We start from the raw sequence: 24,497 nt of genomic DNA, 5'->3' as shown, positions 1-24,497 counted from the left end.
CCCCTTCAACACATTTAGTATATAACCATTTAGTTATATATAAGCACGACGGGATTGAATTGGCAATCGTGGGGAGCGACTCGACGAAAAATCGACACAAAAAAAGGAATTCGAGGTGAATTCCTTACTGGGTGTAGGCACGAATCCATGTCGTCATATAGACGAGTGTCGAGATAATGAGTGTCGAGGCGAGTGCGTAAATCGGATAGGTCGGGAAAGCATCTTGGAACAATGGATAGAACAAAAACGTCATCATCATGATGGGCACAGATATTCCGAAAGAAGTGTAAGCATTTTTTGTTGATTTTTTCGTAATGAATCGTTCACGCTCATCTGTTTCTTCAAATTCGGTCATTCGGATGGACCATTGCCAAAATGACAGACTATGATCAGATCTCGTTTTGTAAGAGTAGATTGACCAGATTACACCGAATACGATAAGAGCAATCCAAGGTAAGGCATTCATTTCGAAAACAAGCGTACCTTCGTTTTGATAACTCGACATGGCTTGGTATACTCCTGCAGTAAACGAGCCAATAGACATGGCCATCAATACATACAAGATGATGCTTGAAAGGGATTGAACTATGACACGCTTCATTCTATTTCCTCCTCAATCTTAAAAATGGATTCGACCGGTTCCTCGAATACGCGCGCGATTTGCATCGCCAGCAGAAGCGATGGGGTGTAACTCCCTTTTTCGAGCGAGATGATCGTCTGTCTCGTCACACCGACTTTGGCCGCCAAGTCACCTTGGGTCAGTTGATGCCGGGCCCGCAACTCTTTGACGCGATTGATTAATGGCATGCCGCCACCTCATTTCTTGTTTCTACTTATAGTGTAAAGTAAACTTTACTTAATGTAAAGAAGACTTTACTTATTTGGAGGTGGTACAATGGAATTAATAGTGAAAGGGGAGAAGTCGGATGAAGGCGATTGTAGGACAGCATCACGTGTCGGCGATGACTGGGGACGCAAAGAAGAACTTGCGATTCTATACGGAAGTACTCGGGATGCGGCTCGTCAAAAAGACGGTCAACCAAGACGATCCATCGATGTATCACTTGTTTTACGCAGATGAATCGGGGACGCCGGGGACGGATTTGACGTTCTTCGAGCTCCCGTTTCTCGGACAGACGTATCGAGGAAGCAGCAGCATCTCACGGACGGCGCTTCAGGTGCCGGAAGGGTCACTCCCGTATTGGCGCGAGCGTTTCGAATCGTTCAACGTGCTGCATGATGAGGTCGAGGAGGTATTAGGTCGTCCGACGCTCTACTTCGAGGATGAGGAAGGACAGCGGCTCTGTCTCGTCGAGGGCGGGTCAGGGACGCCGTGGAAAAACGGACCGGTGCCGGCAGACGTTGCCGTCTTCGGTCTCGGGTTCAGTGAGTGGACGGTACGACGGATCGAAAAGACGGAGCGGGTACTGACGGACGTGCTCGGTTATCGGTTCGCGTCCGAGTTCGAACGGAACGGTCAACCGGTTCGTGTGTTCGAGACGGGAGACGGAGGTGTGTCGACAGAGATTCATCTCGTCGACCGTCACGATTTACCGTCGGAGCGGCCAGGACGAGGCAGTGTCCACCACGTCGCGATCCGCGTCGAGGATGATGACGAGATGAAACATTGGGTCGAGCGGCTCGATTCATTCGGCATCAGTCATTCGGGGCTAATCGACCGTTATTATTTCAAATCGATTTACTTCCGCGAGCCGAGCGGGATCTTAATGGAACTCGCGACGGATGGACCTGGTTTTGCGACCGACGAACCGGTCGAGACGCTCGGGGAACGTTTGGCGTTGCCGCCGTTTCTTGAGCCACGGCGAGCCGAGATTGAGGCCAAATTGAAGCCGCTGTAACAGACAAACCCGACGGACAATTCAGTCCGTCGGGTTTTGTATGCCTAGCAAAAGGGCCAGTTCGTTCGTCCGATTGGCGACAAGGTCGGCAATCGTATAGCGGTCGAGCACGTGCAGGAACGCCAGCATCGCCTCGTTCAAGACAGTTCGCAAATCACACGCGGGGGCAATGACACATCGGCCTTCTCCGAAACACTCGACGAGCTCGAACGGTTCCATCGTCCGGACGACGTCGCCGACGTTAATGTCTTCCATCGGGCGGGCGAGTCGGAAGCCGCCACCACGCCCGCGCACGGACTCGAGATAGCCGTGTTTGCCGAGCTCATAGACGACCTTCATGACGTGATTCTTTGAAATCTGATATTGGTCTGCCACTTCTTGAATCGTCACAAGACGATGCGAGAACGTGGCACTATACATAAGTGTTCGGAGTGCGTAGTCGCACGTTTGCGTGAGCCGCATGTTGTTTCACCTCTTCATTTGTTCATTGTACAAGACATCTCACGAAAGCGCGACGATGGAAGATGTGAAAAAAGCGTGGCGGATTCAAGGCAGAAATTTGAACTTGAAGATAAACAAGTATTTTATATATTGATTTTAAAGTGACTTACCTCACATAATGAACATGAACTTTCAAAAAGGGGGAAATATTATGTTAGATCAACAAACGATGGATATCGTCAAAGCAACCGCACCGGTCTTGAAAGACCACGGTGTCGCCATCACGAGTCACTTCTATAAACGCATGTTCGAGAACAATCCGGAAGTCCGCCACTTCTTCAACCATACGAACCAAAAACGCGGGCGTCAGCCAGAGGCGCTCGCCAACGCTGTCTACGCGGCAGCCGTCCATATTGAACGTCTCGAAGCGATTCTTCCGGCCATCCAACCGGCGCTTCATAAACATAAGAGCTTGAACATCCGTCCGGAACATTATCCAATCGTCGGCGAGAACTTACTCGGCGCGATTCAAGACGTGCTCGGTGAAGCGGCGACGCCAGACATCATTGACGCATGGGCGAAAGCATATGGTGTCATCGCCGACGTCTTCATCTCGCTCGAGAAACAAATGTATGCCGATGCGCCATGGATTGGTTTCAAACCGTTCACGGTCGCTGAAGTGATCGAAGACACGCCGGAAGTGAAACGATTCCATATCAAAGCGAACGATGGCGTCGTCGGGACGGCCATCCCAGGTCAATACATCTCGGTCCAAGCACACATCGCTGGGGAAGACATCTTGCACCACCGTCAATATAGCGTCGTCGAGACGACTGAAGACGGCTACTGGATTGCTCCGAAGGCGGAAGGACTCGTCTCGAACTGGCTCCATGAGCAGACGGTCGGTACGGAAATTCCAGTGAGTGCCCCGGCTGGCGAATTCGTGCTTGAAGACACGGACCGCCCGCTCACACTTGTCGCAGGCGGAATCGGTATCACGCCGCTCTTCAACATGGCGAAGGCGGCACTCGGTCAAGGTCGTTCGGTCACGTTGCTCCATGCTGTCCGCAGCACGAACCTCCGTCCGCTCGGTGAAGAGCTCGATGAACTCGTGAACGTTGGTCTTCACCTCATCACGCACGTCGATGACGTATCAGGTTGCATGAGTGCGACACAACTCGAAGCACTCGATGTCGAGGGACACGACGTCTACACGTGTGGGCCGGCCGCGATGATGGAGACGGTCGTCCAAACGATTCCACAAGCCCGTTACGAGTTCTTTGGTCCATCGGCCGTACTCGCCAAAGCATAAGAAAAGACGACCGCGAAAGCAGTCGTCACACTACCGCAGACCGGTCATCGATTTGCGGTTTTTATAATTGTTCAGAATGAAGCACATTTTTTTCGTGGTCGAGCGTTTCGAGTGTCCAGTCGCCACGTAGCGTTTTCTCTAGAGTGATTAAGTAAGTCCTGACATACCCTTCGTCTTGAGGGTCGTTGACCGTGTAGATTTTGCTCCAACCTGAAGCCTGTAACCGCAAGTAGACGACGTCTTCGGGTTGTTCATTCAACCGAATCCCAATGTATTCGTCTGTTCCGTTGCCGAGATGAGCCCAGTCGAATGGTGTTTCTTCAATTGTGTCACGAGTTGAGCTGCTAAACTCTCCATTCATTTTCATGATCCCTAGACCGAGGATTGTGCCGTCTGCGTTCGTGAAGAGAGTGACGGTTGAATCTTCCAATTTGTGATATTCATAAGCATACCACCCTTGGGTAGTCATCTGGTCGTTCAATTCTTGTTGCGCTTGGTCAGATGCTTGTTTTCGCTGTTCGTCGTTATAAGACCGGACACCGGCCGTGACTGAAATGGCGATGATGATGATCATACCTGTTAGGAATAATGCGAGTCCACGTTTTGACATTTTGCCTCTCCTTGTTCAGTTTTCAGAAATCGATCGAGTCAATGACTTGCTCATTTTGGTCTAACGTTTGAAGGGTCCAGTCGGATGTTGGTCTATTGCGCAACTCGATAATGTGTGTGGCAGCATAGTCATCTTCTTCGGGACGGTTGAGGACGTGTTGTTCTTGTATGCGTTCTCCGATGATACGAAGGTAGGCCACATTCTGAGGCTGTTTGTTCAAGCGAATCCCTATATAGTGATTGGAGTCGTCACTCGAATAGATGTAGTCAAACGGAGACATATCCAGGATCTCGACGGTTCCATAGCCGTAGCCGTCGACACTCATGTCAGCGAGCCCGAGCAACGTCTCGTCTTCGTTTGTGAAGAGGGCGAGTGTCGCATCATCAGTTTTGAGATAGTCGTATGCCTGGAACTCATTGTCTGCTAAGTAGCTTTTTAGTTGGAATCGTTCATAAACATAACTGCCGATTCCGGAAAAGACGACAACGACCGTGATACAAATGAGCAAAGCCCAAGTTAGTCTGCGTGTAGACATTTCGTTCCTCCTCTACAAGTACAGCCCATGCCTCAATCCTGAGCGCATGGGCTGTTTGATTAGTACGTCAAGCTCGCGGCAACGATGATGCCGACGACGAGTGAGGCGGAGAAGAGGCTGATCCCGATGGCGAGGTTGCCGTTCTCGACTTCTTTCTCTAAGTTCACGCCTGGCGTCAGGACGTATTCAAACGTCCAGAAAGCGAGCACTTGAGCGAGAATCCCGACGAGTCCCCAGATGAAGGCGTCGAGTAAGTTGACGCTGTTCGCCCACACCGTGTAGATGACGATGGCGAGACCGATCGCTTTCCCCCAAAGTTTCAAGGCGACGGCGACGTTACCTTCTTTAATCAATTTGCGTTCCGAATACTTCGTCGTGAGGGCAAAGACGACGAGTCCAGCTAAAATGAGGCCAAACCCTGTACCGAGGTGAGCGAGGAAGCTCAAGATGGAATCGAGCGTGATGAACGTCATAAGTTATTCTCCTTTGTTGTGCCAATGGCTAAGTAGTAGGACTGGTTGTTCGTGATCATACTGCCGGCGCGGACGCCGAGGGCGGACGGCTGGCCGTTCAAGCAAAAGCAGCCGACCATGTAGTGTGTCTCGAGTGGGCCGTTGACCGTGTTCGTCAGACGAGTCGGCAGCTCGACGAACTGTTGATACACCGCCGTCTCGTCCGCGTATGTCTGGAGCGTCTCTTTATGGAAGGGGACACCGGCTTGGTCATAGAGGATGACCGAGTCGCCTTCCCGTCCGAAGGCGGGCTTTTGCACGTATGCGCTGTGGCCGATAAACGGCTCGGCCTCGAGATACGTCGGTAAAAAGTACGTCTCGATGATGAATCGCTCCGCTTCGTCGAAATATGTATTGGCCTCATACAGTTCCCAAATGAGCGCTTGGACGCCTTTAGACTGCATGAGAAACGCCGAGAGCGGATTGATTAACGAGACGTGTTTGGCTGCGTTCAAATCGAGCAGGCGGATGCCGATCAAATCACCATTGGGTGCCTGGTCATCGACCAAATGTTCGATCGGGTACGTCTGACGATATAACACGTCGACTTTTTCCCCGGACGGTGTGAAGACGCCGTCCGTATCGACGAGCAATTGGTCGAGCGGGACGAATTCGGACGGTAAATCGAGCGTCTCTTGAAGGAAACGCGTCGTCCATTTGTCCTCGATGTTGTCATCATGGGCCGTAAAGACGATTTTTGGTGTCCCGTCCCGGCCGAGTCGTTGCCACGCCGCGATGACGGCTTTTCGAAGTTCGGTCTTAAGCTCGTCGGTCGACGCCGCGTTCGGGTCATCGAGTCCAAACTCTGTCGTCACATAGCCGTTCACGTCGAACAGTTCTTTGATGAACGTCGGCGTGTCAGCGTTGAATTCCATTAGTTTGATGGTGCCGTCTTTGACGATCCAGTCATAGCGGCCGATAATCGTCTCTTGCGGCAGCGCCTTGTCCCGAAGGAACGGTAGGCTCGCCTCGGGATAGCCGAGCAGGCGGAGCGTATCGTCCGGGAGCGTGCGCAGCAGGCGATTCGTCTTACGGAAAATCGCATCGACGTCACGCGTGGCTTCCCGAATTTGTCTCACCGTGTCATCGGACAGGGCGAGACAGTCGTAAAGGGCGTATTCCTCGTCGTTCAAGTCAGGCCAAAAGAAAGGGATTTGGCCAAACAATGCGTCTCGCTTCATCCCCCGAAGCCGCCTTTTGAGCCGCTACCGAGTCCCGAGTTAGAGCCTGAGTTTGATTTGTTCGGAGTGATGCTGCTGGCGCCACCGTTCGAACGATAATTTTTATAGGCCGAGGAATTCTTCAATGCACTCTTTGAGTTGAACAGGCTGCCGAGTAAGAAAAAGCTCCCGAAGTGAGGGGAGCGATCATCGTCACAGTAATATGACTCCGTCTCATCATCCCAGTCCCAATCGTCGCACTCGTAGCCGGTCGGTTCTTCCGGTAACGTCGCTTGTTCTGTTTCGTCGGTACCACAAGCCGCGAGCGATGCGGTCAAGACAGCAGCCGACAGACCGCTCAAGATTTTTTTGCTTGTCTTCATGTTGATTCCTCCAATGTATAACCTGTAGGGGTGACGTAAATGACATAGACGCCGCGATCTTCGTCCGTCTCGGCTGAGTCGCGCTCATATTCTTTGCCGGCGACGTATAAATACTGACTGCCGAGCATGGCGAGGGCGTCGAGATGGCGGTCGACGTAATACGCCTCGAGCATCGGGTTGTCGAACCGGTCGTCGAGCGTCCGGATCTCCACTTTGATGTCGGTCGTCTCGTGCTTATCGACAGGTCCTTCCGTGTAGCGGTCGACGTAAATCAAGAAGTATTGCTCGCCTTCGAGCGCCGATGAGCGCTGCTTGTAAGTCATGCCGTCCTTAACGAAAAATTCGCATTCGCGGCGGGCGAGTACTTCATCGAGGCCGAGCGATGTATAATGGTAGAGTGGCTCGAATGAAAGTTCATTTTTATAAAGTCGATATTCCAAAACGATTGAGTTCATGACGTCGTCCTTTCTTTTTTCTTTCTATACGGAACCGAACGCAAAGTGGTTTCGTAAATCAAGTAAGTTGTCTCTAGTATATAGGAAAAGGAGGGGTTTTTCTGTGCATATCTTTTTTCGTGTCTGGCGCGGATTATCGAAATTATCGTTTTTGAACGTCGTCTTGGCATCGCTCGTCATCATCTTGACCGGTACCGTCCTCGGTCAACGACTGGAACCCGAGACGTTCCCTTCGATGTTCGACTCGTTTTGGTGGACGATGACGACACTCACGACCGTCGGCTACGGCGACTTTTTCCCGACTTCGGTCGCGGGGCGTTGGCTCGGGATTTTCTTATTCCTATTCGGGATTGGGATTATCGGGGCATTGATTGGAAAACTCGTTGAAGTCGGTGCGACGTTTCAACGGTTAAAACGGGAGGGGAAGTTAGTGTATCGAGGAGAAGGGCATTACGTCTATATCGGCTGGTCGCCAAAGACGAAAAAAGCGATTGATGAGGTGCTCATTTATGAGCCGAAGGCAGAAATCGTCTTAATCGACCAATTGAAAGAAGAACCATACGATCACGACAACGTTCACTACGTCTATGGCGATGCGTCGGACGAGGCGGTCCTGTTACAAGCTAATATTTTGAAGGCACGTCGGATTGCTATTTTCGCCGATGCGCGTATCACGGAGACGCTCCTTGCCGACGGAAAATCATTGCTCATCGCATCCGCGGTCGAGGCACTATCGTCTGAGCGCGGCGTCGATTTGCATACGGTCGTCGAGGTATGCGAGGAACGAAACATCTCGAAATTCAAACATGTCCGGATTGACGACTTCATTCTCGCGAACGACTCCGTGTCGCTCCTCATGGCGAAAGCGACGCTCCAACCGGGAACGACATCGATTTTCCGTCAGCTGCTCAGTAAACAGTCGGGTGGCAACATTCAGGCGCTCGCGCCGAAGCCAGAATGGACGACGGTGCGGGACGCTGCCGAGAGCTTGATGCACCAAGGCGTCACGTTAATTGCCGTCAACGACCGGCTCGATTACGCGACGGCGCTCGACTCACCGCTTGAATCGAACGACATGCTCTATATCGTCTGTCACGACGATTCTTGGGAGCGACTGAACCAAGGAGGAATTTGATGCATAACGGAACGTTTATCCGCAAGATGACACGCATGCAAAACGTGCAACGCTGGGACGAGTATGCGCCGCATTATCATGACAACGCGGCGAGCCACAGTTTCCGTGTCGCCGTCTTCAGCTTGATCGCGGCGTACTACGAAGAGAATAAGGGACAAAACGTCAATTTGCTAGATGTGCTCGGCAAGGCGCTGTTCCATGATATGAACGAAGTGCAAACCGGTCCGATCATGCACCGGACGAAAAAAGAGCCGACGCTCAAAGAACATATCGAACGGATGGAGCGGACGGCGAGTCTTGGGCTCGTCGACTTGTTGTCGCAGTCGCTGCGTCCGCATTTCTATCGATTCCTCGTCGAGGCGGAGGACGACTCGTTCGAAGGGCGGCTCGTCGATGGGATCGACTCGTTCGACGCGATGCTGTTCGTCCGCCGGGAAGTCGGACACGGCTCGCCCCATTTCGTCGCGAAGCTTGAAGAGATGAAAGCGGCCCTGCGCGATCATCCGCTCGAATCGGTCCGCTGGCTCTACGAGCAAGTCGAGGCGGACACGGACGTGGCGACGTTCATCGAGAACGTCATGCGGATGGACAGTGTCAGACGTTGGAAAGGCCGGTTCAATACGATTGACGACAACGATGCCATCCACGGGTTCCGAGCGGCCGGACTCGGGCTGTTTAGCGGCTTGCTCGAACGTGAGAAGTATGACGTCGACGTCGATGTCGCCGAACTGACGGCCCGCCTTCTCTGTCACGACCTCGTCGAAGGGGTGACCGGAGACGTGCTCGGTCCGGTGAAACATTCGACCGCCGAGACCGGTGCGGCCTTCGAGGCATATGAACGGGCTGAGAGCGAAGCGCTCTTGTCGCTCCTCCCGGACTATATGCAACCGGCGTTCCGCCGCTATATGGCCGATTCAAAAGATGATACGTATGAGGGCATGCTCGTCGATATGATGGACAAACTCGATGCGCTCATCAAGATGAACATGGAGCGGAAGATGAACGGGGCCGAGTATGAGGTCACGTATCGGGAGCAACTCCGAAAAGTGCAGATGCGCTACGAGAACCCGAGCATGTTGTTCTTCTTGGCATATATCCTGCACGATTTAGATTATGTCACTAGTTAACGAGGTCGCAGACGAATTGTCTGCGGCTTTTTTTAATATCATTCATTGACATATATCATTCAACGATATATATTTAGGGTAAGATATATCAATGAATGATATAGGAGGTGGCGGGATGCCGCGTAACGACACCATTGAACTCGGAGAATTGACCGACAGCATGTTCTACATTCTCCTCGCCTTGACCGAGGCGCGTCATGGCTACTTGATTATGCAGTTCGTCGAGGAGTTGACGAACGGACGGATCAAGATTGGCCCGGCGTCAATGTACACCATCATCAAAAAGCTCGTGAACGCGGAACTCATCGAACCGCTCGACGGGGACGGGAAGAAGAAGAGTTATGTGATCACGAAACAAGGTCGCGCACTCGTGAACGAGGACTTGAAACGCCGGCAAGCGATTGTTGATGACGCACGCTTCATTTTGGAAGGGGAGGGACACCGATGAAACGAAAATACATGTCGAGTTGGGGATTGGCGTTCGCAGAAGAGCGGGAGATGAAAAAGCTGGAGCAGATGGCAGCTCGCGGCTGGCATTTAGAGAAGTTCGCTCCGCTCGGCTATACGCTCGTCGAAGGAGAGCCGATGGACGTGCGCTATAGTCTCGATTACTGCAAACGGCCGGACGAGGATTACTTCGATCTGTTCGCTGCGAGCGGATGGGAGCACGTGACGTCGACCGGCGATGAGATCCATGTGTTCAAAGGGCGTCCAGAAGCCACACCGATTTATACGGATCGCCAAACGACCGAAGCGAAATACGGGCAAATCGAGCGGACGATGGGTCGGGGGGCGCTCATCTGTCTACTGCTATCGCTCGGATTCGTATTCATGTTGCAGTTAGATTGGCCGCAGACCGCGGAAGCCATCATCTTGGTTCTACAGACGCTGGTCGCCATCGGTCTCGTCTTTACCGGACTCCCTTATCTAGGATACCTCGTAAAACGAAAGCGGCTGGAACGAAATGACTGACTAGGCGGATGGCACAAGCCATCCGTTTTTGTTTTGGTCGACTGAACTATTCAAGAAAAAAATAGTTAGGCGCAGAGAACCGTTTTGTTGAAATCCTCTATTCAAGCAAAAAGGAATCAGGCATGATGATTAATGAAAGCGCTTGCATTCATTTTGAAGAGGAGGAACGGGCATGGGTAAAAGACGGAAAGGGTTGGCGGTGACGGCTAGTGTCACCGCAATTGCACTACTCGCCGGGCAACCGGTCGCACAGGCGGCGACGCCGCAAAATGGCACGATGATGCAGTACTTTGAATGGTACGTTCCGAACGACGGGCTGCATTGGAATCGGTTATCGAACGATTCACAGCACTTGAAAGACATTGGGGTGACGACGGTTTGGATCCCACCAGCGTACAAAGGCACCTCCCAAAACGATGTCGGATACGGGGCGTACGATTTATATGACCTCGGTGAGTTCAATCAAAAAGGCACGACCCGGACGAAGTACGGCACGAAAGCCCAGCTCCAGACCGCCATCTCGAACTTGCGTGGCAAAGGCATCGGCGTATATGGCGACGTCGTCATGAATCATAAGGGCGGGGCCGACTACACGGAAAGCGTCCAAGCGATCGAGGTCAATCCGTCGAACCGGAACCAAGAGACGTCTGGGGAGTACGCCATCTCGGCCTGGACCGGGTTCAACTTCGCGGGGCGCAACAATACATACTCGCCGTTCAAATGGCGGTGGTACCACTTCGATGGGACCGATTGGGATCAGTCACGCAGCTTGAGTCGTATTTATAAATTCAAGAGCACCGGCAAGGCGTGGGACACGGATGTGTCGAACGAGAACGGCAACTATGACTACCTCATGTACGCGGATGTCGATTTCGAGCATCCCGAGGTTCGTCAAGAGATGAAGAACTGGGGTAAATGGTACGCTGACTCGCTCGGGCTAGACGGCTTCCGGTTGGATGCGGTCAAGCATATCAGCCATTCGTATTTGAAGGAGTGGGTGACGAGCGTGCGCCAGACGACCGGGAAAGAGATGTTCACGGTCGCCGAATACTGGAAGAACGACCTCGGTGCCATCAACGACTATCTATATAAGACGGGCTATACGCATTCTGTCTTCGATGTGCCTCTTCATTACAACTTCCAAGCGGCCGGTAACGGCGGTGGCTTCTATGACATGCGCAACATCTTGAAAGGAACTGTCACCGAGCAACACCCGTCGCTGTCCGTGACGATTGTCGATAACCACGATTCACAGCCGGGGCAGTCGCTCGAGTCGACGGTCGCCAACTGGTTCAAACCACTCGCCTACGCGACCATCATGACGCGCGGACAAGGGTATCCGGCCCTCTTCTACGGGGACTATTACGGCACGAAAGGGACGACGAACCGTGAGATCCCGAACATGTCGGGCACGCTCCAACCGATTTTGAAAGCCCGGAAAGACTTCGCCTACGGGACGCAACACGATTATCTTGACCATCAAGACGTCATCGGCTGGACACGTGAAGGGGTGACCGACCGTGCCAAGTCAGGTCTCGCGACGATTCTTTCGGATGGCCCGGGCGGCTCGAAATGGATGTACGTCGGGAAGCAGAACGCTGGGGAGGTATGGAAGGACATGACGAACAACAACACCCGTCTCGTCACGATTAACGCCGACGGCTGGGGACAATTCTTCGTCAACGGCGGCTCGGTCTCGATCTATACGCAACAGTAATGAAAACACCCGGTTGAAGTGAGGTGATCCTCTCTTCAACCGGGTGTTTTGTTGATTCAACGTTTCCAGACCCAGTCGTCACTCTCGTATTTGGTGACGAGCTGACGAATCTCTTCTTGCTGGTCCTCGGTGAACGTCAGCGGTTCGAACGTCAAATCGAACGCGTCGCGGAATCCGTCTGTGAACGCCGCGGCGACCTCGTCGAAGGCGACCGCTCGGCCGAGCGTCTCGTTCAAGGAGACGGCCTTGTCCCCAAAGCGCGCCTTCGCCTCCGCCTTTTCATCGGCCTCGAGATTGAAGCAGTCGAACAGGACGTCGTCATCGATTGACAACGGGATCGACCCGTGCTGCAAAACGGCGCCTTGGTGGCGCACTTGGGCGCTCCCGGCGATCTTCTTGCCGTTGACGGCGAGCTCGTAATACGAAGCGGCGTCGAAGCAGACGGCCGACTTCGGCTTCCGGAGCGCTTCGCGGTCGGCCTCGGTCAATGGTACCGAGAACTCGGCCGGGACGCCGAGCGCGTGGTAGCCGCGGCGCACCCCTTCGGTCAGGAGGCGATAGCTCTCGATGACGTTCGTCGGCAAAGAGGGCATCGTCTCAGGGAGAATGACGCTATACGTCAGTTCGTCTGCATGCAGAACGGCTCGTCCCCCGGTCAAACGACGGACGACGGGAATGCCGTTCGCGGTGAGCGCGTCGCGGTCGAGGTCGCGCGTCGCCCGTTGGAAGCGCCCGACGCTGATGGCGTGCGGGGTCCAAGCGTAAAAGCGGAGTGTCGGTTTTACGTCACCGCGCGCGACCCAGCCGGCGATGGCCTCATCGATGGCCATGTTCTCGGCCGGGGACAGCGGGGCGGTATGAAGCAAATGCCATGTCGTTCCAATCATAAACGTCTCTTCTTTCTCTTAGTCGATTGGCAACATCGTATGACGACGCGCCTTGTGGACTTGTTCGTCCGCGTGATATGAAGAACGTACGAGCGGTCCGGCCTCGCAGTGCGAGAACCCTTTAGACAAGGCAATCTCTTTTAGCTCGGCGAACTCATCTGGATGGTAGTAGCGCTCGACGTCGAGGTGCTTCTTCGTCGGCTGTAAATATTGACCGAGCGTAAGAATATCGACATGATGGGCCCGGAGATCGTCCATCGCCTCAATCAACTCTTCGCGCGTCTCGCCGAGCCCGACCATGATCGACGACTTCGTCGGGATGTCCGGGTTCAGCTCTTTCGACCGTTTTAAAAACTCAAGCGTCCGATCGTACGTCGCTTTCGCCCGAACTCTCGGCGTCAAGCGGCGGACCGTCTCCAAGTTATGGTTCATGATGTCCGGGCCGGCATCGATCAGCGTCTGGAGCGCCGAGAAGTCACCCATCATATCGGACGGGAGCACTTCGATCGACGTCTCCGGATTCATGGAACGGACGGCGCGGACCGTCTCGGCGAATACGGTCGCCCCGTAGTCGCTCAAGTCGTCGCGGGCGACGGCCGTGATGACGACGTGCTTCAAGTTCATGAGGCGGACCGACTCGGCGACGCGTTTCGGTTCTTCCCAGTCGAGTTCATTCGGCTTGCCCGTCGTGACCGCGCAGAAGCGGCAGGCGCGGGTGCAGATGCTCCCGAGAATCATGAACGTTGCGGTGCGGCGGACGGCCCAGCATTCATGGATGTTCGGACATTTTGCTTCCTCACAGACCGTATGTAGATTTTTCTCGCGCATCATGTTTTTGAGACCGGTATATGTCTCGTTCGTGTTCAGTTTAATCTTTAACCACTCCGGCTTTCGTTTCAGTTCCCCTCGTGCCAAGATGATTTCCCCCTTTTTGAAAGTTAACCCCTAACAAAAAGAGTTTACCAAAGATGAGGACGAATTCGAACCAGCGAAATTATTGGCTTTGCCAATACAGTTTGGTTGTGTGTCAAAACAGAATATATATTTCAAAATGGTTACGCTTTCATGTGAAGTGTTGTTTCCCATTTTTTGAATTGTTATACTGACGTTGACCACCTGAATAAGGACCATATGTGACTGATACGATCAGGCATGGGGTGAACGAGCGTTGGTGAGGCAACGCTTCTTCCTCCATGCCTTTTTGTTTGGGGGTCGGGGAAACTTTCAAAAAAGGAGTGGGGAACATGAACAAAGCACTGAACTGGACGGCGACACTGGGGCTAACGACAGCATTACTCGTCTCATCGGTCCCGATGGCGAACGCGGTCGTGGCAGAGAAGACGCCGGCACCGTCGATTGAACAGCGTGTCGATACGAAGCTCGAATCGATGACGCTTGAACAGAAGCTCGGTCAAATGATCATGCCAGACTTCCGATTATGGAACGGGGCAAACCATACGGCTCTCGCACCAGACGTGGCGCGTGTCATCGATCGGTTTGATCTCGGGGGTGTCATCTTGTTCGCGGAAAACGTGACCGAGACCGAACAGACGACGAAACTCGTCCACGACCTCCAAGAAGTCATCAAACAAGATGAAAGCAACGATATTCCATTGTTCATCACGATCGACCAAGAGGGTGGGATTGTGACACGGCTCGGGACAGGTACGAACTTGCCGGGAAACATGGCGCTCGGGGCGACCCGGAGCAGCCAGTACGCCTATGACGCGGGGAATATCATCGGTTCGGAGTTGAACGCGCTCGGGGTGAACGTCAACTTCGGGCCGGTATTGGACGTCAACAACAACCCGGCCAACCCGGTTATCGGCGTGCGCTCGTTCTCGAGCGACCCGGAACTCGTCGGCGAGCTCGGCTCGGCGATGACGCAAGGCATTCAAGACCAGGGCGTCGCCGCGACGGCGAAACACTTCCCGGGTCATGGTGACACGGCGGTCGACTCGCATTACGGACTCCCGATCGTCGACAAATCGCTCGAAGACTTGCGAGGCCTCGAGTTATTGCCGTTCAAACGGGCCATCACTGAAGGCATCGACATGATTATGACGGCACACATCGGCATGCCACAAATCGAGGATGAGGTCGTCAACTCACCACGCGGCACGTTCCCGCTCCCGGCGACGTTGTCAGACGATGTCATCACCGGCGTCTTGCGTGAAGAGATGGGCTATGAAGGCATCGTCGTCACGGACGCGTTGAACATGCAAGCGATCGCCGACAACTTCACAGAAGCGGAAGCGGTCATCAAGACGTTCGAGGCGGGTGTCGATATCGCCCTCATGCCGACGATCTTACGGTCGAACGCGGACGTCGTGAAACTCGAGACGATCTTTGACGATGTCATCGCGGCCGTCGAAGACGGACGCCTGTCAGAAGACAAGATTGATGCAGCGGTCGAGCGCATTTTGACGCTCAAAGCGAAACGTGGTATTTGGGACGAGTCGGTCGACACGACGACGCTCGAGGCGAAGCTCGCCGAGGCGAATGCGGTCGTCGGCAGTGCCGAGCATAAAGCGAAAGAACGTGAGATCGCCGAGGCGGCGGTCACGCTCGTGAAAAACGACGACAAGACGCTTCCGTTCAAACCGAAAAAAGGCGAGACGGTCCTCGTCTTGTCACCGGCGAAAGACCAGACGGACAGCATGATCAAGACGATCAAGTCGCTCGAGAAAAATGCCGGCAACATGAAAGACGTGAACGTCATCGCCGCGAACTATACGGCATCGACGAAGCACTTGGATCAAAACCCGGCATTGAAAGAAAAACTCGACGCGGCCGACTATATCATCGTCGGCTCGAACGTCAACAACAGCGCCAAGCTGAAATCGACGTCGGCTGATAACTACGTACCGGCCGAAGTGTTCCGTTACGCGAACGAGACGGGCAAGAAGTCAGTCTTGCTAAGCCTGCGTAACCCGTACGATGTGGCCGTTCAACCGGACGCACCGGCCCAGCTCCTCATCTACGGGTTCAAAGGTGATCCGAATGGACCGGACTCAGAGGCAGGCAATGCCAAATCGGCAGGACCGAACCTCCCGGCCGGCATTCGCGCCATCTTCGGTGAAGTGAAACCGACGGGCAAACTCCCAGTCGACGTACCGACGTTCGAGAACGGCGCGTTCGGTGACGACTTGCACCTCGAGTTTGGTGACGGATTCCACAACTGGACCAATTGACACTCCCACGGCTAAAGCCGCAAGCCCATCCCTTCAGGATGGGTGGGATTCTGAAGTGCCCGTGCGGACGCAGGCCATTTCTGTTTTGTCCGAGCCTTCAGATGAGGGTGTGCCATCACCCTTCCTGAGACAGACCCTATAGGTTCTCAGGCTGGTTGACTGTCACCATCAACCACAGGTGCGTAGCGGATGTTCATCGCACCGACTAAATCTCTATGCTTGTTGAATCCGCATGAACACGAATATGTTCGATCTTTCGCTTTATTTCGGCTTCCGCAAGAAGGACATGTCTGAGATGTGTATGCAGGGTTGACATATTCGACCTTGATTCCTTCTAACTTCGCCTTGTATTCGATGAATGTTGCTAAGCGATAGAACGACCATGTATGCAGGTTCTTATTGTTTTTACGGCTTGTTCTTGCCGTCTGCCGGATATTCGCCAATCTCTCTAAGCGAATGACAGAAACGTTGTTCTCTTTTGCGAAATCGACGACCTCACGGCTCACCTTGTGATCCTTGTCTTTCATCCAGCGCTGTTCTTTGTTGTCCAGTTTCTTGATCGCCTTCAGTTTCTTCTTTTGACCGAGCTCCTTCCGCTTCGCCCGGAACTTGCGCTTCATATACTTGTTCTCGCGCCCGTTCCCGAAGAACCGCGCCTTTTCGCAATCGGTCGATGCGACGGCAGGGACTTTCAGACCGAGGTCCACCCCGAGCACCTTCGTTCCTGTTTTTTCTGTCGTGCGAATCGTGACGGCGATCTGGGCGATCCACTTGGTCGACTTCTTCGTGATGCGGAGCGTGCCGAGCTTGTTGGCGAGGAGCGTGGCAGTACGGTTTTCCGGGTCGACCATATCGGCGCGGATGACCGTCTTCTTCACGTTCCCGTCGATGATGATCGGGAGGGAGACCGACTCGAAGTCGAACGAGTAGTTCTGGTTGTTCCAGGTGCAGTACGGTTTCTTCAAGACGGGGATGACCTGGAAGTCCTTCTTCTTTGCCCTCTTGAAGATGCTCTTCGCGTCCTGGATGGCCTGGTTCTTGACGGCGCTCGGCAGGTCCGCCGTGACATGTTTGCTCGTCAGTTTTAAGCTTTCCCGGGCCTGCACCATGGCCGCGACGAGCTGGTTCGCCGTGCGGATGTAGGTGTCCATCATCCGCTCCAAGATGGCCTGTTGCGCTTTCGTCGGATGGAGTTTGATGTTCACGGTCAATGTCTGCGACACGGTCTCATCCCCTTGTCTTTTGTTCCTCGACATAACGTTTGATGGTCTCGCTGGAGACGTTTCCCGCCGTCGACACGAAGAAGGATCTCGTCCAGAGGCTCGTGAGATGTGTGAGGTGCGGGAACTCCTCCCTGAGCCGCTTCGACGAGACGCCTTTGATGCGCGCCATGATGTCGGACGGGCTGATGGATGGCAATGCGGATAAGAATAGATGCGTGTGGTCCCGGTCGCACTCGATGGCGAGGAGGTGGATGTCGAGCCCTTCACAGACATCGTGGACGATCTCTTTGAACCGTCGCTCGAACAGGTCGTCATCGAACAGTTTTCGGCGATACCTCGGGCAGAACACGAAATGATAATGGAGCATCGACACGGTGCTGTTGGTTCTTCGATAGTTATTCATACGTTTATCGTATCACTTTGTATATTTAAGCGATACATTTTCTCGGGATAAGGTCACACGTGTTGATCTCTGAAATTCCGACTAGCGAAACTCCGAAATCAAGCTCACGTTCATCCCACCACTGAAGCAGTGGGCTTTCTCGTTCGCAAATTCTGTAAACAAAAACCGCGAGCGCCCCATAAGGGTGCTCGCGGTTTTTCATTTGAATAACGTATCAAGGATGGCGTAGTTGACGGTTTCGAACTCGCGGTCGCGGAGACCGTGTCCTTGTTCCAAGTTAAAACTGTAAACGACATGCATGACACCATCGCGTCGTTTGACAAAAAAGTCGTACATGACGTCCGGTTCATCATTGAACGTGACATGGAACATGGTACCGAATTGAGTGATACTGGCATGCGATGAATAAGACGAATCAGACAGTGCATGATGTTCCTGCAAATAGTGTTGAAGAAATTGTCGTTTATGGGCTTCATCGATGTGAAACAACGTATATGCTCCAATCAGCAGGAGTAATCCCGTCGTGAGCCAAACGCGTCGTTTCATCACGCCTCAAAATAACCGACGACAAGAAGGCCAGGACCGGTGTGCGCTCCGATGGCCGATCCGACGATCGTCTTCGTGACGCTTGCTGGGTTCACGTGCTGCCGAAGCAACGCCTCGAACTGGTCGGCTTTGACCGGGTCATCGCCGTGACCGATGAAGACGTGCCCACCCTCGACGAGTGGCTTCGATTCGGTCATCCACTCCGCGATGCGGCGCATCACTTTTTTATGTCCGCGAACCTTTTCGATTGGGACGAGTTTGCCGTCTTCGACCGTGAGGAGCGGTAAAATGGTCAACAAGTCACCGATGAACGCGCTCGCTTTCGAGACGCGACCGCCGCGCATCAAATATTCGAGCGATTCGACCGTGAACAAATGACGGATTTTGCCGACAAGTGACGTCGCGTAGGCGACCGTCTCTTCATACGAGTGGTCTTGGCCATACTCGGCGACCGTCTTGACGAACAACCCTTGTCCGACCGAGGCGGCGCGCGTATCAAGAATATGGAACGTGCTGTTCGGGTATTCTTCTTTAAGTAGGTTTCCGACCATGACGGCCGTCTGATAGGTGCCTGAAAGCTCACCAGAGAAAGCGAGATACAGGAATGGGATCTCCGATTCGAGATGTTGGCGGAAGCATTGTTCAATCCGGGTCGCCTCGATTTGGAACGTCTTCGGCGTTTTCCCGGCACGCATCGCATCGTATACATCTTTCGGTTGGATCGTTTCCCCGTCTAAAAATTCCTCGTTGTCGATGACGACACCGAGCGGTAACAGTTCGAGACCGTACTCGACGACCTGGTCTTGAGTCAAATCGGCGCCGGTGTCAGTTATGATTTTAAACATGCATTCACTCCTCTGCTAGTTGGTGTTCAATGTCACGGATCGGTTCGTTGCGCTTCCACATCCGGTCGAGCTGGGTCGCGAGCGTCGCTTGTTCGTCCGCATCGAGTGTGCCCGGAATGAGTCGGCTCACTCCGTTCAGGACGGTATAGGCGCGTCGCAGCACGTCATCGACCGTGAGCGGGATTCCAAGCAAGTCCTCGAGCGACGCCATCGTCTCAGGGACGATTTCGGGATAAGTGAACCGTGTCGCTTCGCCTTGGATGGCTTGCGTATAAAAATCGCGGATGAGCGCGGCGCGGTCGCTGCCGCTCTTGCGGACGCTCAAGTAGATTTGGACGGCGACGCCGCCACGGACGCGTCGCTGTGAGATACCAGCGAATTTTTTCCCGTCAATCGATAAATCGAAGCTACCCGGGCAGTAGGAGCCGACGATTTCGCCAGGCACGATGTCGGTCGTCACGTCTTGGAACATGAGTTGAATGAGTGACGTCATCGCCTCGTAGCCGCTATCAATTTGAATCCCGTCTCTCTCGGGTAAAATCAAAGATAAGTTCAACACGTCTTCATCCAAGACGACGGCCAGTCCTCCTGAATTACGGACGACAGGGCGAAATCCGTGTTCGTGTAGCAAACGGATGCCGTCTGCCAAGTGGGGCAGACGAGCGTCTTGAATCCCGAGCACGACCGTGTTGAGATGAACCCAGGCTCTGAGGACGGCACCTGACGTCGCGGTCGACGCACAGAGCGTATCGTCCGTCGCGAACGATTGCTCGGCTTGAAACGCGGGACCGAGCGATGACTGATCGATGACACGATAGGTCGGTTGTTGCAATAATGGATGGGTCATATACATATTTCCTTTTCACTAAATAATTTCCTCCCCATTATAGCATGGGAGGAACCACGCGTTAGAAGTCGAATCCAATCAATAATGAAATGTAGGGGGCAACGTCATGTATACGTCACGAGGTCAATTGTCAGGCTCGAAAGTATTTAAAGATCCGGTTCATCGCTATATATACGTCTATGATCATCTCGTCTGGGAATTGATCAACACGAAAGAGTTTCAACGGTTGCGGCGCATCAAACAGCTCGGGACGTCGTTTTTGACGTTCCATGGCGCCGAGCATACGCGGTTCCATCATTCACTCGGCGTGTATGAAATCGCTCGGCAGCTGATCGATCAGTTCCATGAGTATCCGGAGTGGGACGATCGCAACCGTGAGTTGTTGCTGGCGGCGGCACTCCTGCACGATGTCGGGCACGGCCCGTTCTCACACGCTTTCGAGCACGTCTTCGCCGTCCGTCACGAGGTGTGGACCGAACGAATCATCCTCGGTGACACGGAAGTGAACAAAGTGCTGTCGGAGATGGGTGTCGGTTTCCCGGAAGAAGTCGCGGCCATCATCAATAAGACGCATCCGAACCGGCTGCTCGTCAACATTCTCAGTTCGCAACTCGATGTCGACCGGATGGACTACCTGCTACGCGACGCCCATTTCGCCGGCGTCAGTTACGGGAAGTTTGATCTTGAGCGGATGCTACGGGTGTTGCGTCCAGACGAAGACCAAGTCGTCGTCAAGCAGTCGGGGATGCATACGATTGAAGACTATATCATGCGACGCTATCAGATGTATTGGCAAGTATATTTACATCCGGCGACACGATCGAGTGACTTGTTGCTTAAAGCCGTGCTCGAACGGGCGCAAGAACTGTACGAGTCGGGCTACGTTTTCGAGATGATTCCGAAGCACTTCTTGCCGATCTTCAATCATGAGGACATGTCGCTCGAACACTACTTAAAGCTCGATGAGACGATCGTCTATTTCTATTTCCAAGAATGGATGGATGAGTCCGATCCGATTTTGGCCGACCTCGCGAGCCGCTTCGTCAACCGACGTCTGTTGAAATATAAGAACTTCCCGGAAGCGAACCGTGTCCGTTATATGGACCGTCTTCGTTCGACGATGGAGTCGATTGGCTTGCCGACCCGCTACTATTTGCTCGAGGACCAGCTCAGCCAATTGCCATACGATTTGTATAAAGGGCATGGGAAATATGAAGGCATTTACCTCAAAATGAATGATGGCGATCGCCGAGAAATTTCGGAAGTGTCGATGCTCGTCCAATCGATTTTGAACTCACGACAGTCTGACGAGAAAATCTATTATCCGGAGGACGTACTGCTCAACTTAAAAAATTATGCGTCAGAAAAGACGTGGATGTTGTCAACGTTACGGGGCGATTGAATCGTTGAAAAGGAAGTGACACCATGGGGATCGGGACATTGGTCGGTGGGGTCGGCATCTTCCTACTCGGGATGATGCTGTTGACGGATACGTTAAAAAACATGGCCGGGGAAAAGCTCCGGCAACGCTTGAACCTGTTGGCAGAGGGACCGTTGTCAGGTGCGTTTCTCGGGGCCACAATGACGGCACTCTTCCAGTCATCGACCGTGACGACGCTCATGACGATCAGTTTCGTCAGCGCTGGTCTGTTGACGTTCACCCAAGCACTCACGCTCGTCATCGGGGCGAATGCCGGTAGCGCGACGACCGGATGGATTGTGGCGCTCTTAGGTTATAACGTCGACATCCGTGAACTATTGCTTCCGCTCATCGGAGTCGGCATGGCGCTTCGGTTAATCGGACGGCGCGTCAAACGCATCGGCATGCTCATGGTCGGACTCGGACTCATTTTCGTCGGCATCGGAACGCTCCAGGAGGCGATGCGCGAAGTCGTTACGTTCTCGTTCACTGGATGGGATACGGACACACCACTCCACCAGCTGGCGCTCCTCGGCACAGGCCTATTGATGACCGTCCTGTTGCAATCTTCGAGCATCGGTCTCGTCTTGACGATGACGGCGCTCGCGACCGATACGGTGACGCTCGCCCAAGCCTGTCTGCTCGTCTTAGGACAAAGTGCCGGGACGAGTCTCGTCGTCGCGCTCGGGTCAATCGGGGGCTGGAAGTCGGCTCGTCGCATCGTGTTGGCGCACGTGCTCGTCCATGGTTCAATTTTACTCATCGGCTGGCTGACCTTCCCGCTCTTGTTCGGCGTCGTGAACGGCGTGGCCGACCGTCTCAATTGGAACGAACTGTTGCGACTCGCTTTGTTTCACACGTCGTTCCATCTGCTCGGCGTGTTCACGTTCTTACCGTTCCATGAGGCGTTTAGCCGCCGATTACTCAAATGGGTCCCGAGCCGGGCGGAGAAGCTGACTCGTTTTTTGAACCCGAATATGGCCCGCATCCCGACGGTCGCACTCGAGGCGGCCCGGCGCTCGTTAATCGAGATTGAGCGCTATCTCGGCAAAGAGACGCGACTGTTGCTCGCGGAAGGACGGAAGCGCGATGATGAACTGCAACTCGTCGAGAAGACGCTCGGGGACGTCCGTGTCTTTTTGAGCATGGTTCAATTGGAAGAAGGGCAAGGACGCAACGACTACGGACAACATGTGTCACTGCTTCATACGATTGACCATTTGGAGCGGTGGCTGTTCGTCATGCGAGAAGTCGACCCGGTCGACGCCCTCCGTGATACGGACTTCCTGGTCGCGCGCCAACTCGTCTTACATGAACTCGACATGGTGGAGACGCTCAACCATCACACGCCCCCGGAAGAGTCGCGGCAGTGGAAGCTCGCCTCGAAACAGCTCGCCGAATATCGCAAGGCGCACCGGGCCGAATTACTCGAGGAGACAGCGGCCAATCAGCTCGAGATGAACCAGACGATTCAAAAAGTGCAGGCCCTCCTATGGCTCGACCGAATCGGCTATCACATTTGGCGGGCGACGCGTCATCTCATTAAACCGACCGTCCCGAGCGAGCGGTTTGAAGTGAATTTGGAAGACTGAAAAAACGACCGCCCCTCCGAGATGGAAGGGCGGTCGTGTCGGTTACTTTTTATCCGCGTGCATGACGCCGGCTTGGCCGTAGTGCGTCGTATCCATCTCTTCGATGAAGACGGTGATGTTTTCTTTCGGTGCGTTCGTCGTCTCAGAGACGGCGTCCGTCACTTTTTCGATCAACGCGCGTTTTTGTTCGACCGTGCGGCCTGGGAGCATCTTGACAGTTACGTATGGCATAACATTTCCTCCTTTTAGTTCGTTCTCTTTCATTTTAATGAAAGACGGACAGACTGGGAAGAATAAAGTCGAATCCGCACACGTGGTCATATAAATTTGCAGGTGCGAAATATGTGAAAACGGGGTAAGGAACAAGACAGACTAGTCGTAGGAGGAACAGGTGCATGAAATGGAAGGGCAGACAAGCAAGTCGAAACGTCGAAGATCGACGGGGGCAACGTGTCGGAGGGAAAGGGATCGCAGGGATTGGCGGGGGCTTCGGTCTCATCTTGGTCATCGTCTTCACATTGCTCAACGGGGGCAATCCGGCAGACATCGTCAACAATATCGGGATTGGCGAGCCACAATCGTCCGAGACGTATGAAGGCTCGGCGCGGGAAGAAGAGATGGCGGACTTCGTGTCGGTCGTGCTAAGAGATACCGAAGAAGTGTGGACTGATATTTTTGCGGAAAACGGATTGACGTATCGGGAGCCGACGCTCGTCATCTATAAAGATCAAGTCGAATCGGCTTGCGGTATCGCTGGATCAGCGGTCGGACCGTTCTACTGTCCGGGTGACCAAAAACTATACATCGATTTAAGTTTCTATGATGACTTGAGTCAACAGTTCAACGCACCGGGTGACTTCGCGATGGCGTACGTTGTCGCCCACGAGGTCGGTCACCACGTCCAGACGTTGCTCGGCACGACGGACGAGATCATGCCGCTCCGAAACGAGATGAGTGAGACGCAGTTCAACAAATATTTGGTCCGCTTCGAACTTCAGGCCGATTATTATGCAGGCGTCTGGGCCTACCATGCCCAAGGGATGGATTATCTTGAGGCCGGCGACGTCGAAGAGGCGATGAACGCGGCGCACCAAATCGGGGATGACACGCTTCAAAAACAGGCACGCGGCTATGTGACACCGGACTCGTTCACCCACGGGACGTCTGAGCAGCGGAAACGCTGGTTCGACAAAGGGTTCCAAAACGGGACGATTCAAGGCGGCGATACGTTCAATTCGAACAACTTATAATGATGCGGTCAGGCTTCGGCTTGGCCTTTTTTCATATCCAAGTTGGCTTGTGAAGAAAGAATCCGCTATCAT

At 53.6% G+C, this 24,497-nt stretch carries 28 protein-coding genes; 11 read left to right on the top strand and 17 right to left on the bottom strand.

Going from position 1 to position 24,497, the window contains the following annotated elements:
* Nucleotides 1–124: 124 nt before the first annotated feature.
* Both EVJ33_RS07270 and EVJ33_RS07265 read right to left on the bottom strand, forming a co-directional pair.
* A complete protein-coding gene (locus EVJ33_RS07270; RefSeq protein ID WP_131435828.1) occupies nt 125–601 on the bottom strand; it encodes a hypothetical protein in 477 nt (158 codons plus the stop codon).
* On the bottom strand, nt 598–807 hold the full coding sequence (locus tag EVJ33_RS07265) for a helix-turn-helix transcriptional regulator (RefSeq protein ID WP_131435826.1): 210 nt from the start codon (nt 805–807) through the stop codon (nt 598–600). The genes EVJ33_RS07270 and EVJ33_RS07265 overlap by 4 nt, the downstream gene beginning before the upstream one ends.
* A 119-nt stretch (nt 808–926) precedes the next feature.
* Here EVJ33_RS07265 and EVJ33_RS07260 point away from each other — a divergent pair, with 119 nt between their 5' ends.
* Entirely contained in the window at nt 927–1,859 is a 933-nt protein-coding gene (locus EVJ33_RS07260) for a ring-cleaving dioxygenase (protein WP_131435824.1), read from the top strand.
* Between the two features lie 21 nt (nt 1,860–1,880).
* On the opposite strand, the gene EVJ33_RS07255 is transcribed toward EVJ33_RS07260, so the two are convergent.
* Entirely contained in the window at nt 1,881–2,321 is a 441-nt protein-coding gene (locus tag EVJ33_RS07255; RefSeq protein WP_131435822.1) for an RrF2 family transcriptional regulator, read from the bottom strand.
* 190 nt (nt 2,322–2,511) lie between these two features.
* On the opposite strand from EVJ33_RS07255, the gene EVJ33_RS07250 reads away from it, so the two are divergent.
* Nucleotides 2,512–3,612 carry a globin domain-containing protein gene (locus tag EVJ33_RS07250; protein WP_131435820.1) on the top strand — a complete coding sequence of 367 codons (1,101 nt, stop codon included), beginning with the start codon at nt 2,512–2,514 and terminating at the stop codon, nt 3,610–3,612.
* A gap of 61 nt (nt 3,613–3,673) precedes the next feature.
* Here EVJ33_RS07250 and EVJ33_RS07245 read toward each other — a convergent pair whose 3' ends face one another.
* From EVJ33_RS07245 to EVJ33_RS07220, 6 genes are read right to left on the bottom strand one after another with little or no spacing between them, the layout of a single operon-like run.
* On the bottom strand, nt 3,674–4,222 hold the full coding sequence (locus EVJ33_RS07245; RefSeq protein ID WP_131435819.1) for a hypothetical protein: 549 nt from the start codon (nt 4,220–4,222) through the stop codon (nt 3,674–3,676).
* Between the two features lie 22 nt (nt 4,223–4,244).
* Entirely contained in the window at nt 4,245–4,757 is a 513-nt protein-coding gene (locus EVJ33_RS07240; RefSeq protein WP_131435817.1) for a hypothetical protein, read from the bottom strand.
* A 59-nt stretch (nt 4,758–4,816) separates the two neighbouring features.
* Nucleotides 4,817–5,230: a DUF350 domain-containing protein gene (locus tag EVJ33_RS07235; protein ID WP_021066039.1), complete on the bottom strand. Its 414-nt coding sequence runs from the start codon at nt 5,228–5,230 to the stop codon at nt 4,817–4,819.
* Nucleotides 5,227–6,450: a glutathionylspermidine synthase family protein gene (locus EVJ33_RS07230; RefSeq protein ID WP_131435815.1), complete on the bottom strand. Its 1,224-nt coding sequence runs from the start codon at nt 6,448–6,450 to the stop codon at nt 5,227–5,229. Before EVJ33_RS07230 ends, EVJ33_RS07235 begins: the two co-directional genes overlap by 4 nt.
* Nucleotides 6,447–6,812 (bottom strand): hypothetical protein, encoded by a 366-nt coding sequence (locus tag EVJ33_RS07225; protein ID WP_021066041.1) that lies wholly within the window; start codon nt 6,810–6,812, stop codon nt 6,447–6,449. The genes EVJ33_RS07230 and EVJ33_RS07225 overlap by 4 nt, the downstream gene beginning before the upstream one ends.
* Complete coding sequence (locus EVJ33_RS07220; RefSeq protein ID WP_021066042.1) at nt 6,809–7,267, bottom strand: hypothetical protein; 459 nt, start codon at nt 7,265–7,267, stop codon at nt 6,809–6,811. The genes EVJ33_RS07225 and EVJ33_RS07220 overlap by 4 nt, the downstream gene beginning before the upstream one ends.
* A 103-nt stretch (nt 7,268–7,370) precedes the next feature.
* On the opposite strand from EVJ33_RS07220, the gene EVJ33_RS07215 reads away from it, so the two are divergent.
* The 5 genes from EVJ33_RS07215 (at nt 7,371) to amyS (ending at nt 12,218) form a co-directional block, all read left to right on the top strand.
* Nucleotides 7,371–8,402 carry an ion channel gene (locus tag EVJ33_RS07215; protein WP_131435813.1) on the top strand — a complete coding sequence of 344 codons (1,032 nt, stop codon included), beginning with the start codon at nt 7,371–7,373 and terminating at the stop codon, nt 8,400–8,402.
* A complete protein-coding gene (locus EVJ33_RS07210) occupies nt 8,402–9,529 on the top strand; it encodes a YfbR-like 5'-deoxynucleotidase (RefSeq protein ID WP_131435811.1) in 1,128 nt (375 codons plus the stop codon). The genes EVJ33_RS07215 and EVJ33_RS07210 overlap by 1 nt, the downstream gene beginning before the upstream one ends.
* Before the next feature lie 115 nt (nt 9,530–9,644).
* Nucleotides 9,645–9,977, top strand: a complete 333-nt coding sequence (locus tag EVJ33_RS07205) for a PadR family transcriptional regulator (protein ID WP_131435809.1) — start codon at nt 9,645–9,647, stop codon at nt 9,975–9,977.
* On the top strand, nt 9,974–10,501 hold the full coding sequence (locus tag EVJ33_RS07200) for a DUF2812 domain-containing protein (RefSeq protein ID WP_131435807.1): 528 nt from the start codon (nt 9,974–9,976) through the stop codon (nt 10,499–10,501). Before EVJ33_RS07205 ends, EVJ33_RS07200 begins: the two co-directional genes overlap by 4 nt.
* A gap of 172 nt (nt 10,502–10,673) precedes the next feature.
* Nucleotides 10,674–12,218 carry an alpha-amylase gene (amyS, locus tag EVJ33_RS07195; protein ID WP_131435805.1) on the top strand — a complete coding sequence of 515 codons (1,545 nt, stop codon included), beginning with the start codon at nt 10,674–10,676 and terminating at the stop codon, nt 12,216–12,218.
* Between the two features lie 56 nt (nt 12,219–12,274).
* On the opposite strand, the gene EVJ33_RS07190 is transcribed toward amyS, so the two are convergent.
* Both EVJ33_RS07190 and lipA read right to left on the bottom strand, forming a co-directional pair.
* The gene (locus EVJ33_RS07190) at nt 12,275–13,105 is read right to left on the bottom strand and encodes a lipoate--protein ligase family protein (RefSeq protein ID WP_131435803.1); all 831 of its coding nucleotides are present in this window, start codon (nt 13,103–13,105) and stop codon (nt 12,275–12,277) included.
* Nucleotides 13,106–13,123: 18 nt separating this feature from the next.
* Nucleotides 13,124–14,023, bottom strand: a complete 900-nt coding sequence (lipA, locus tag EVJ33_RS07185) for a lipoyl synthase (protein WP_330857566.1) — start codon at nt 14,021–14,023, stop codon at nt 13,124–13,126.
* A 326-nt stretch (nt 14,024–14,349) separates the two neighbouring features.
* Between lipA and EVJ33_RS07180 the strand changes: the two genes are divergently transcribed.
* Nucleotides 14,350–16,299 carry a glycoside hydrolase family 3 protein gene (locus EVJ33_RS07180; RefSeq protein ID WP_131435799.1) on the top strand — a complete coding sequence of 650 codons (1,950 nt, stop codon included), beginning with the start codon at nt 14,350–14,352 and terminating at the stop codon, nt 16,297–16,299.
* A 146-nt stretch (nt 16,300–16,445) separates the two neighbouring features.
* Here the strand turns inward: EVJ33_RS07180 and EVJ33_RS07175 are convergent, their stop codons facing one another.
* The 5 genes from EVJ33_RS07175 to EVJ33_RS07155 all read right to left on the bottom strand — a co-directional run bounded on the left by EVJ33_RS07175 (nt 16,446) and on the right by EVJ33_RS07155 (nt 20,169).
* Nucleotides 16,446–17,522: an RNA-guided endonuclease InsQ/TnpB family protein gene (locus tag EVJ33_RS07175; RefSeq protein ID WP_131435798.1), complete on the bottom strand. Its 1,077-nt coding sequence runs from the start codon at nt 17,520–17,522 to the stop codon at nt 16,446–16,448.
* Nucleotides 17,523–17,526: 4 nt separating this feature from the next.
* Nucleotides 17,527–17,925: an IS200/IS605 family transposase gene (tnpA, locus tag EVJ33_RS07170; protein WP_114167358.1), complete on the bottom strand. Its 399-nt coding sequence runs from the start codon at nt 17,923–17,925 to the stop codon at nt 17,527–17,529.
* A 198-nt stretch (nt 17,926–18,123) separates the two neighbouring features.
* Complete coding sequence (locus tag EVJ33_RS07165; protein WP_131435796.1) at nt 18,124–18,471, bottom strand: hypothetical protein; 348 nt, start codon at nt 18,469–18,471, stop codon at nt 18,124–18,126.
* Complete coding sequence (locus tag EVJ33_RS07160; protein WP_131435794.1) at nt 18,471–19,316, bottom strand: DegV family protein; 846 nt, start codon at nt 19,314–19,316, stop codon at nt 18,471–18,473. The genes EVJ33_RS07165 and EVJ33_RS07160 overlap by 1 nt, the downstream gene beginning before the upstream one ends.
* 4 nt (nt 19,317–19,320) lie before the next feature.
* Nucleotides 19,321–20,169: a lipoate--protein ligase family protein gene (locus EVJ33_RS07155; protein ID WP_131435792.1), complete on the bottom strand. Its 849-nt coding sequence runs from the start codon at nt 20,167–20,169 to the stop codon at nt 19,321–19,323.
* 100 nt (nt 20,170–20,269) lie between these two features.
* Here EVJ33_RS07155 and EVJ33_RS07150 point away from each other — a divergent pair, with 100 nt between their 5' ends.
* Together EVJ33_RS07150 and EVJ33_RS07145 are read left to right on the top strand one after the other, a co-directional pair.
* Nucleotides 20,270–21,565, top strand: coding sequence for an HD domain-containing protein (locus EVJ33_RS07150; protein WP_131435790.1), 1,296 nt, complete (start codon nt 20,270–20,272; stop codon nt 21,563–21,565).
* Between the two features lie 23 nt (nt 21,566–21,588).
* Entirely contained in the window at nt 21,589–23,175 is a 1,587-nt protein-coding gene (locus EVJ33_RS07145) for a Na/Pi cotransporter family protein (RefSeq protein ID WP_131435788.1), read from the top strand.
* 42 nt (nt 23,176–23,217) lie between these two features.
* On the opposite strand, the gene EVJ33_RS07140 is transcribed toward EVJ33_RS07145, so the two are convergent.
* Nucleotides 23,218–23,406 (bottom strand): 2-hydroxymuconate tautomerase, encoded by a 189-nt coding sequence (locus tag EVJ33_RS07140; RefSeq protein ID WP_131435786.1) that lies wholly within the window; start codon nt 23,404–23,406, stop codon nt 23,218–23,220.
* Nucleotides 23,407–23,570: 164 nt separating this feature from the next.
* Between EVJ33_RS07140 and ypfJ the strand changes: the two genes are divergently transcribed.
* A complete protein-coding gene (ypfJ, locus tag EVJ33_RS07135; RefSeq protein WP_131435784.1) occupies nt 23,571–24,425 on the top strand; it encodes a KPN_02809 family neutral zinc metallopeptidase in 855 nt (284 codons plus the stop codon).
* Nucleotides 24,426–24,497: the final 72 nt, after the last annotated feature.

The sequence above is a fragment of the Exiguobacterium sp. SL-10 genome (assembly GCF_004337025.1).
Taxonomy (GTDB): domain Bacteria; phylum Bacillota; class Bacilli; order Exiguobacteriales; family Exiguobacteriaceae; genus Exiguobacterium.
Note: the sequence above shows the minus strand (reverse complement) of the source record. Positions and strands in the feature narration are given on the sequence as shown.

What these genes read in the sequence shown, in the direction of transcription:
- EVJ33_RS07270 (WP_131435828.1), bottom strand. Translation starts at nt 601, where the DNA reads ATGAAGCGTGTCATAGTTCAATCCCTTTCAAGCATCATCTTGTATGTA.
- EVJ33_RS07265 (WP_131435826.1), bottom strand. Translation starts at nt 807, where the DNA reads ATGCCATTAATCAATCGCGTCAAAGAGTTGCGGGCCCGGCATCAACTG.
- EVJ33_RS07260 (WP_131435824.1), top strand. Translation starts at nt 927, where the DNA reads ATGAAGGCGATTGTAGGACAGCATCACGTGTCGGCGATGACTGGGGAC.
- EVJ33_RS07255 (WP_131435822.1), bottom strand. Translation starts at nt 2,321, where the DNA reads ATGCGGCTCACGCAAACGTGCGACTACGCACTCCGAACACTTATGTAT.
- EVJ33_RS07250 (WP_131435820.1), top strand. Translation starts at nt 2,512, where the DNA reads ATGTTAGATCAACAAACGATGGATATCGTCAAAGCAACCGCACCGGTC.
- EVJ33_RS07245 (WP_131435819.1), bottom strand. Translation starts at nt 4,222, where the DNA reads ATGTCAAAACGTGGACTCGCATTATTCCTAACAGGTATGATCATCATC.
- EVJ33_RS07240 (WP_131435817.1), bottom strand. Translation starts at nt 4,757, where the DNA reads ATGTCTACACGCAGACTAACTTGGGCTTTGCTCATTTGTATCACGGTC.
- EVJ33_RS07235 (WP_021066039.1), bottom strand. Translation starts at nt 5,230, where the DNA reads ATGACGTTCATCACGCTCGATTCCATCTTGAGCTTCCTCGCTCACCTC.
- EVJ33_RS07230 (WP_131435815.1), bottom strand. Translation starts at nt 6,450, where the DNA reads ATGAAGCGAGACGCATTGTTTGGCCAAATCCCTTTCTTTTGGCCTGAC.
- EVJ33_RS07225 (WP_021066041.1), bottom strand. Translation starts at nt 6,812, where the DNA reads ATGAAGACAAGCAAAAAAATCTTGAGCGGTCTGTCGGCTGCTGTCTTG.
- EVJ33_RS07220 (WP_021066042.1), bottom strand. Translation starts at nt 7,267, where the DNA reads ATGAACTCAATCGTTTTGGAATATCGACTTTATAAAAATGAACTTTCA.
- EVJ33_RS07210 (WP_131435811.1), top strand. Translation starts at nt 8,402, where the DNA reads ATGCATAACGGAACGTTTATCCGCAAGATGACACGCATGCAAAACGTG.
- EVJ33_RS07205 (WP_131435809.1), top strand. Translation starts at nt 9,645, where the DNA reads ATGCCGCGTAACGACACCATTGAACTCGGAGAATTGACCGACAGCATG.
- EVJ33_RS07200 (WP_131435807.1), top strand. Translation starts at nt 9,974, where the DNA reads ATGAAACGAAAATACATGTCGAGTTGGGGATTGGCGTTCGCAGAAGAG.
- amyS (WP_131435805.1), top strand. Translation starts at nt 10,674, where the DNA reads ATGGGTAAAAGACGGAAAGGGTTGGCGGTGACGGCTAGTGTCACCGCA.
- EVJ33_RS07190 (WP_131435803.1), bottom strand. Translation starts at nt 13,105, where the DNA reads ATGATTGGAACGACATGGCATTTGCTTCATACCGCCCCGCTGTCCCCG.
- EVJ33_RS07180 (WP_131435799.1), top strand. Translation starts at nt 14,350, where the DNA reads ATGAACAAAGCACTGAACTGGACGGCGACACTGGGGCTAACGACAGCA.
- tnpA (WP_114167358.1), bottom strand. Translation starts at nt 17,925, where the DNA reads ATGAATAACTATCGAAGAACCAACAGCACCGTGTCGATGCTCCATTAT.
- EVJ33_RS07165 (WP_131435796.1), bottom strand. Translation starts at nt 18,471, where the DNA reads ATGAAACGACGCGTTTGGCTCACGACGGGATTACTCCTGCTGATTGGA.
- EVJ33_RS07160 (WP_131435794.1), bottom strand. Translation starts at nt 19,316, where the DNA reads ATGTTTAAAATCATAACTGACACCGGCGCCGATTTGACTCAAGACCAG.
- EVJ33_RS07155 (WP_131435792.1), bottom strand. Translation starts at nt 20,169, where the DNA reads ATGTATATGACCCATCCATTATTGCAACAACCGACCTATCGTGTCATC.
- EVJ33_RS07150 (WP_131435790.1), top strand. Translation starts at nt 20,270, where the DNA reads ATGTATACGTCACGAGGTCAATTGTCAGGCTCGAAAGTATTTAAAGAT.
- EVJ33_RS07145 (WP_131435788.1), top strand. Translation starts at nt 21,589, where the DNA reads ATGGGGATCGGGACATTGGTCGGTGGGGTCGGCATCTTCCTACTCGGG.
- EVJ33_RS07140 (WP_131435786.1), bottom strand. Translation starts at nt 23,406, where the DNA reads ATGCCATACGTAACTGTCAAGATGCTCCCAGGCCGCACGGTCGAACAA.
- ypfJ (WP_131435784.1), top strand. Translation starts at nt 23,571, where the DNA reads ATGAAATGGAAGGGCAGACAAGCAAGTCGAAACGTCGAAGATCGACGG.